The following is a 4,156-nucleotide window of genomic DNA, read 5'->3' on the forward strand; positions in this document are numbered from 1 at the left end:
AGGGTGTCTGGCCGTCGAGAGCGCCGTGTGGGCGGTGGTAGTTGTAGTAGTCCTCCCATTCTCGGAGCTTTTCGTTCAGGACGCCGGTGTCGTCGATGACGACACCGGCGAGCATGCGGTAGAACTCCTCCGCGTCGATGCGGTGTGAGCGTTCGACCTTGCCGTTGAGGTGCGGGGACGCCGGCTTGATGTACGTATGCGCGATGCCCTTGTCGAGCACGTGCCAGTGGAAGGCGGACTGGAACTCCGCGCCGTTGTCCGTCTGGATGACCTCGACGCGGAACGGCAGTCGTTCCAGGACGTAGTCGAGGAACTGGACGGCGGTCTTCTGGTCGCACCGTGGGTAGATCCGCAGGACCCGCAGCCGGGTGCAGTCGTCGATCGCGGTGAACTGGTAGTACTTGGCCCGCCGCCGGATCGTGGGGGCTTCGCCGGTGACCGGGGCCGGGCTCTTGGCCGCGGCTGGGGCGCCGATGGGCTCGATGAACTTGACGTCGATCTGGACGCGGTTGCCGGGCAGCTGCTTCTCGTAGCGGGTGTGGCGCCGGTCATGGCGCTTGTAGCGCTGGGAGGCGGGCAGCCGGTTCAGGCCCAGCCGTTTGAGGATGCGGTAAACGGCGGAACAGGCGATGTCGATGTCGTGGTACCGCTTGAGGTACATCTTGATCTTCATTGGGCCGAAGTGGTAGTTCTGCCGAAGGTAGACGATCTTGTTCACGATGTCGGCGTCGGTGGCGTTTGGGCTGTTGTGCGGCGCGCTGGAGCGGTCGCGCAGCCCTTCGATGCCTTGCTCCTCGTAGCGCCGCTGCCACTTGTAGAAGCAGTTGCGGCTGATCCCGTAGTACCGGCAGGTCAGGGAGACATTCCCAGTGACCTCCTCGGCGTGTCGCAGGACCGCCAGGCGCCGCTGGGCCTGGCGGTCCTGCTTCTGTTGCGGCGAAGGGGGCATGGCAAATCTCCGTCACGGTCGGAGACCCATGTGTAACCAACGTCCGGCAGTTTTATACCTAGTGGCCGTGCCGCTCGTACAGGCGGTCGGCCATCAGTGCGTGGGCCATGGTTCCGCCCGCGCGGACCGCGGCGGTGACGAAGGCGGTCTCGGCCAGTTCTTCGGCGGTGACGCCGTGCCGGCGGGCGGCGGCGGTGTGCACGTCGAGGCAGTACGCGCACTGGGTCACCAGCGCCACCGCCACGGAGATCAGCTCGCGGTAGCGGCGCGGGACCGTACCGTCCTCCCGGTCGACGGCGTCCTGGAAGGCGCGCCATGCCGTGAACTCCACGGGGGCGTTGGCGCCGACCGAACGGGCGCGCTTGAGGTCGTCGGGGTCTGTGTACACGGCGGGGCTCCTTGAGCGGTGAGGTGGATCCGTTGGTGGATCCACCTCACCGCGGCGGGGGCGGCCGTGTCCAAGACCGGTTTCGCAGGGACGGGTTCGAACTCGGTATCGTGGCCGGTCATGGACCTGCGGGCACTACGCTGCTTCGTCGCCGTGGCCGAGGAGGGCCACTTCGGCCGGGCCGCGGCACGCCTGCATTTGGCACAGCCGCCGTTGAGCCGCCGGATACGGGAGCTGGAGGCAGACCTCGGGTGCCGGCTGTTCGAGCGGATCCCGACCGGCGCACGGCTCACCCCGGCCGGCGAGGTGCTGCTCGTGGAGGCGCGGGAGCTGCTGGAGCGCGCTGAGCGCGCCCGTGAACGGGTCCGGGGCGCCGAGTCCGAGCGGGTCCTGGTCCTCGGTACGGTCGCGGGCACCGGGCTGGACGTCGGCGCGGTGGCGCTGGCCGCGCTGCGACGGGAGCGGTCGGGGTTCCGGGTGAGGCTGCGCGAGGCGCCGATCACCGATCCGAGCGCGGGCCTGCGCGAGGGCCGGGTGGACCTGGCGCTGACCCGCCTGCCTTTCGACACCTCCGGCCTGACGGTCCGCCTGCTCGGCGAGGAGCCGCTCGTGGCCGTCCTGCCGGCGGACGACCCGCTGGCGGGCCGCCCGCGGCTGCACGTCGCCGAGCTCGCAGGCAGACCGCGCTTTCGGCTGCCGCCGGGTACGGACGCACAGTGGCGGGCGTACTGGCTCGGCGCCCCGGACGATGTACCGGGTCCGGTGGTCTCCTCCCCCGAGGAGTGCCTGCACGCCGTCCTCTGGGAGGGCACGGTCGGCCTGCTCCCAGCCGGCGCGGCACGGCGGCACGCCCGCCCCGGCATCGCCTTCGTCCCGGTCGACGGCCACGCAGCGAGCCGCATCGTCACCGCCCGCCGCGCCACCGTGCCCGACCCCCGGGCCGAAGCTCTCGCGCAGGCCCTCACCGAAGCCTTCGCCAGCCGCCCGCCCGCCGACCCCGCGCAGTAGGGACGGCGGACGGCCGGCCCCTATCTGGGCACCGCCCACCTCGCCGACGCCGCCACCCCACAACAGCTCGACGAGCTGCGCCGCACCCGCACCGTGCGGGCCCGCCACCTGCGCGAGGACGCGAAGAAGGCCCAGGCCCTGCGCCGCCAGCGCTCCGCCCCGGCCACCACTCCCGCGCCCGCCCAGCGCCTGGGCGCCCTCACAGCCGCCGAAGCCGATGCAGAACTGGCGACGTGGGCCGGTAGCGGCATGGCCGCCTCGGCCCTTCCCGACCTCATCCCGCCCGCCCCACCGCCCGACGACTGGAACACCCCGGCCTCCCTGCACCCCTGCGCCCGTAAGGAGAAGCGATGACGAGCCAGCTGCCGCCACGAGAGACCGACCACTACACCCAGCTCGCGGACGCCGCAGTCGTCACGACCCGGGCGCTCCTGGCGGCCCGCGAGAACATCACCGACAGGATCGAGGCCAGGGCAATGATGTGCCTCCACGGTCCGGCCGGTGTCGGCAAGACGCCCGCCGCGAACGTCTGCCTGCGCGAGCTGGAGCGGACCCGTGGCGAGGAGGCTTGCCGCATCGCCTTCCGCGCCCGCCCCACGGCCCGAGCGGTGCGCCACGAGCTCTTCGCTGCTCTCGGTCTGCCGGGCGAACCTGCGCGTCACCCGTCCGAGTTCGCTCGGCTGCTCCTGGACTCGCTGGCGGCCCAGCCGCGTACGCTGGTTGTGGACGAAGCCCAATGGCTCAATCGCGAGACGTTCGAATACTTCCGATACACGTGGGACCTCCCGTACTCGCAGATCGCGATCGTCTTCGCCAGCGGCGAGGGAGCACACACGGTGCTGCGGAAGGAACCGATGCTCTCCTCCCGCATCTTTATCTGGCAGCACATCACCAAGCTCACTCTGGCCGAAGTTCAGCAGGTCATCCCGCTCTACCACCCGATCTGGGCCCGGACCGATCCTGCAGACATCACCTTCGCCGACCGTCATGCGGCGCACGGCAACTTCCGAAACTGGGCCCGCCTGACCACTCACACCCTGACCGCACTCGAACGGACAGGACGGGACCACCCCGACCAGGAAGTGCTCCGCTGGGCCTTCAACAAGCTGGGCAGCTGACTCTCCACGCGGTTCTACGGATCGCGACAGCAGGGCGACCGGTGCAACCCAGCGGTTCCAGAGTTCATCCTGAACCTAGAATGAAGCATTAGGTGAGCGGGGTAGGTTGTCCGTATGGCTGACGCTGCCGACTAGAGAAGTCCATGCCCTGGGTCCAGGAACAGGTGACGCGGTACGAGAAGGCCTTGACGGAGATCCGCGTGACGCATGCCGGCAGACCGCCGCCGGAGGTGAAGACGGCCCTCCTGGCCGCTGGCGAGAGGTGCGGCGTGCGCATGGCCAACGAGGTCGCGCAGGAGGCGGCCGAACGCATCGCTGATGGCACGCTGTAGACGACCAGCCCCCAGATACATCCTCCAGACGAGATCCCGGCTCAGCACCCGATCGCCGCAGCCAGCCGCCCGCGGAGCGGGCTTGTCCTGAAGGCGAAGCCGGAAGGACCGGGTGGGGGAGCGAAGCGGACCCACCCAACAGGCCGAAGGCCTCAACCTCGTGAAACGAGGTCACCTTCCGCGCGGAGCATGGGAGGTCCGGGCCTGGCGAAGCCGGGCCCGTGGGGTGAAGCGAAGCGGAACCCCACCAGTCCGAAGCGAAGCGAAGGACCCCGGCCCGAAGGGCCGGCCCTGGCTCGGCGAAGCCGAGCCCCACCGAGCGCAGCGAGGCGGTTCGCTCCTGAGCGCGCAGCGCTCAGGG

The 4,156-nt window shown here is 70.1% G+C and carries 6 protein-coding genes; 4 read left to right on the forward strand and 2 right to left on the reverse strand.

Annotated elements, in window-relative coordinates; genetic code table 11:
* A partial coding sequence (locus ACZ5NJ_RS37670; protein WP_468771288.1) for an IS481 family transposase occupies positions 1–949 on the reverse strand: 949 nt, incomplete at its 3' end.
* Between the two features lie 58 nt (positions 950–1,007).
* Positions 1,008–1,337, reverse strand: a complete 330-nt coding sequence (locus ACZ5NJ_RS37675) for a carboxymuconolactone decarboxylase family protein (protein ID WP_468771289.1) — start codon at positions 1,335–1,337, stop codon at positions 1,008–1,010.
* Between the two features lie 120 nt (positions 1,338–1,457).
* Here ACZ5NJ_RS37675 and ACZ5NJ_RS37680 point away from each other — a divergent pair, with 120 nt between their 5' ends.
* The 4 genes from ACZ5NJ_RS37680 to ACZ5NJ_RS37695 all read left to right on the forward strand — a co-directional run bounded on the left by ACZ5NJ_RS37680 (position 1,458) and on the right by ACZ5NJ_RS37695 (position 3,795).
* A complete protein-coding gene (locus tag ACZ5NJ_RS37680; protein WP_468771290.1) occupies positions 1,458–2,345 on the forward strand; it encodes a LysR family transcriptional regulator in 888 nt (295 codons plus the stop codon).
* Between the two features lie 93 nt (positions 2,346–2,438).
* Entirely contained in the window at positions 2,439–2,699 is a 261-nt protein-coding gene (locus ACZ5NJ_RS37685; protein ID WP_468771292.1) for a hypothetical protein, read from the forward strand.
* A complete protein-coding gene (locus tag ACZ5NJ_RS37690) occupies positions 2,696–3,463 on the forward strand; it encodes an AAA family ATPase (protein WP_468771293.1) in 768 nt (255 codons plus the stop codon). The genes ACZ5NJ_RS37685 and ACZ5NJ_RS37690 overlap by 4 nt, the downstream gene beginning before the upstream one ends.
* Before the next feature lie 143 nt (positions 3,464–3,606).
* Positions 3,607–3,795: a hypothetical protein gene (locus ACZ5NJ_RS37695; RefSeq protein ID WP_468771295.1), complete on the forward strand. Its 189-nt coding sequence runs from the start codon at positions 3,607–3,609 to the stop codon at positions 3,793–3,795.
* Positions 3,796–4,156 lie beyond the last annotated feature (361 nt).

The organism is Streptomyces sp. NPDC032091, assembly GCF_055580265.1.

Coding starts and splice junctions, on each gene's coding strand:
- ACZ5NJ_RS37680 (WP_468771290.1), top strand. CDS start 1,458: ATGGACCTGCGGGCACTACGCTGCTTCGTCGCCGTGGCCGAGGAGGGC.
- ACZ5NJ_RS37690 (WP_468771293.1), top strand. CDS start 2,696: ATGACGAGCCAGCTGCCGCCACGAGAGACCGACCACTACACCCAGCTC.
- ACZ5NJ_RS37695 (WP_468771295.1), top strand. CDS start 3,607: ATGCCCTGGGTCCAGGAACAGGTGACGCGGTACGAGAAGGCCTTGACG.